Consider the following 2,548-nt stretch of genomic DNA (forward strand, 5'->3'; position numbering starts at 1 on the left):
GGATGCGGTTGCGGGGCACCTTCCCGATCTCCTCCCACCGGTCCTGGATGCGGGACAGCTGCGCCCTGGCCGCCTTCAGGTTCGCCGTGGGGTCGATCTGCTCGGCCTCCGCCAGCAGCTCCTCCTTCTTGACGGCGTTCTCGGCGAACTCCGCGTCCCGCTCCTCGAAGGCCTCGGCACGACGCCCGAAGAACGTGTCCTGCGCCGCCCGGAACTGCTGCCACAGCTTGTCGTCCGCGTCGCGGGGGGCACGACCAGCGGCCTTCCACTCCGCCATCAGCTGGCGGTACCGCTCGGCGGTGCCGGCCCAGTCGGTCGAGTCGGCCAACTTCTCCGCCTCGGCGACGAGCTCCTGCTTCCGCGCCTTGGCGGTCAGCCGTTGCCGGTCCAGCTCCGCGAAGTGCGCGCCCCGCCGGCGGTTGAACGAGTCCCGTGCCCTGGCGAAGCGGCGCCACAGCTGCTCGTCCGTCTTCCGGTCGACGCCACGGATCCGCTTCCACTCGTCGACGATGGCCCGGAGCCGGTCACCGGCCGGCTTCCACTGCGTGGACTCCTCGGCGATCTTCTCCGCCTCGGCCGCCAGCGCCTCCTTCTTGGCCACGGAGTCGGCCCTGGCCTGCTCCCGGTCGGCCTTGGACCGCTCCACCGCCCGTTCCGCGACCTCCACCAGGTGGTCGATGCGAGCCCCCAGCGCGGCCAGGTCCCCGACGACGGCCGCGTCGGCGAGGCCGTCCCGCAGCTGGGTGGCGCTCCCCAAGCTCTGCTTCGGGTCGCCGGCCCGGGAAGCCAGCCGCGCCTCCAACAGCTCGACCTCGGTCACGATGTCGTCGAACCGGCGGGCGTAGTGCGCCAGGCCGTCCTGCGCGGCCCCCGCCTGCCAGGAGCCCACGGCACGTTCGCCATCCGCCGTCACCACGTAGACGGTGCCCTCGTCGTCGACCCGTCCCCACCGACCGGGATCGGCCGAGGCCGCCGGAACCGAAGGTCGCGGGCGCGGTTCCGACCCGCCGGCGGGGCGTTCCGCTGCCACGGTTTCCGGTGTTGTCTCGTGCTCGGTCATCGCCGGCTCCTCCTTGAATGCCCGCCTGATGCCCGTGAAGGTCACGGGCGCCCCGGGTACTTCCGGGGCCGAAGCAACGCGAGCGCCCACCCCACGGTGAACACCCGTGGGCGCATTCAAACAGGTGAACGTGCCCAGTGGTACCGCGAGTGCCGTCCTGAGCGGAAGGATCTGCCGAACGGTAGGCGCTAACCTGGGCCGGATGATCGTCGCCGCCGCTGTCCTGCCGACACCCCCGTTGCTGGTCCCGGAGCTGGTGGGTGGTGCGGTGCGACGAACCGCGGAGCTCCGGGCCACCTGCGTGTCGATCGCCGCCGGACTTGCCGGAATCACCCCGATCTGGTGGGCGGTGGCCGGTGACCCCGCCGGTCCCCGCACGGTGCCAGCGGCAGCGAGGGGGACCTTCGCGTCCTACGGCGTCGACGTCCCGGTCTCGCTCGGCCGGGGTCCGGCGGCGACCCCCGCTGACCCGATGCTGCCGCTTCCCGCGCTGGTCGCCGGCTGGCTGCGCGCCGCCGGTGGCGCCGAAGCGGTGGAGACCCTGCTGCTGCCGCCCGATCTGGGGCAGGAGGGCAGCCGCGCCTTCGGCGCCGACCTGTGGCACGGGCGGCCGACCACCCCGGCCCCCTCGGCGCTGGCGGCGGCTGACCGCCCGGTGGGGCTGGTGGTCCTCGGCGACGGGTCGATCCGCCACGGTGGGGACTCCCCCGCGCCTCCCCACCCCGCCGCCGCCGCGTTCGACGACACCGTCGCCGCCGCGTTCGCGGCGGGCGACCACGAGGCGCTGCTCCGGGTGACCCCTCGTGCGGCGGACGAGCAGCACGCCACCGGCAGGGTCGGCTGGCAGGTGCTGGCCGGAGTGGTGGCCGAGTCCGGACGGCGTTGGCGGGTCCTGGAGAGCCACGCCGATCGCGCCTTGGGCGTGGGCTACCACATGGCCCTGTGGAGCGCGGAGGCCCGGCCAGCCCGGTCCAGCCCGCCGCCTGGCACGGGAGGCGGTGGTGGCGAACCGGCCGGGGGACACGCGTCCTAGGGTGGGCCCGTGACCACCTCCAGGCCCCGCCTCGTCGTCGTGGCGGGCCCGACCGCCACGGGAAAGTCGGATCTCGCGCTCGGGCTCGCGGCCGCCCTCGACGGCGAGGTGGTCAACGCCGACGCGATGCAGCTCTACCGGGGCATGGACATCGGGACGGCCAAGCTCCCCGCCGCCGAGCGGGCCGGAGTTCCCCACCACCTCCTCGACGTGCTGGACGTGACGGAGACGGCCTCGGTGGCCGCCTACCAGCGGGACGCCCGGGCGGTCGTGGAGACGCTGCTCGCGAGTGGCCGAACCCCGATCCTGGTCGGGGGTTCCGGGCTCTACGTCAGTTCCGTGATCGACGACCTCGAGTTCCCCGGTACCGACCCCGCCGTGCGCGATCGGCTGGAGGCCGAGTTGGCCGAGGTCGGCTCGGCGGCCCTCCACGAGCGCCTCGCCGCCCTCGATCC

3 protein-coding genes are annotated in these 2,548 nt (G+C 74.1%); 2 read left to right on the top strand and 1 reads right to left on the bottom strand.

Going from position 1 to position 2,548, the window contains the following annotated elements:
• On the bottom strand, positions 1 to 1,060 hold a 1,060-nt coding region (locus tag ACTIDRAF_RS31180), incomplete at its 3' end, for a DUF349 domain-containing protein (RefSeq protein WP_016701353.1).
• Positions 1,061 to 1,262: 202 nt separating this feature from the next.
• Here ACTIDRAF_RS31180 and ACTIDRAF_RS31185 point away from each other — a divergent pair.
• Both ACTIDRAF_RS31185 and ACTIDRAF_RS0224755 read left to right on the top strand, forming a co-directional pair.
• Entirely contained in the window at positions 1,263 to 2,093 is an 831-nt protein-coding gene (locus ACTIDRAF_RS31185; RefSeq protein ID WP_016701354.1) for a class III extradiol ring-cleavage dioxygenase family protein, read from the top strand.
• A 9-nt stretch (positions 2,094 to 2,102) separates the two neighbouring features.
• On the top strand, positions 2,103 to 2,548 hold a 446-nt coding region (locus tag ACTIDRAF_RS0224755; protein ID WP_016701355.1), incomplete at its 3' end, for a tRNA (adenosine(37)-N6)-dimethylallyltransferase.

The organism is Actinoalloteichus spitiensis RMV-1378 (assembly GCF_000239155.1).
GTDB lineage: Bacteria > Actinomycetota > Actinomycetes > Mycobacteriales > Pseudonocardiaceae > Actinoalloteichus_B > Actinoalloteichus_B spitiensis.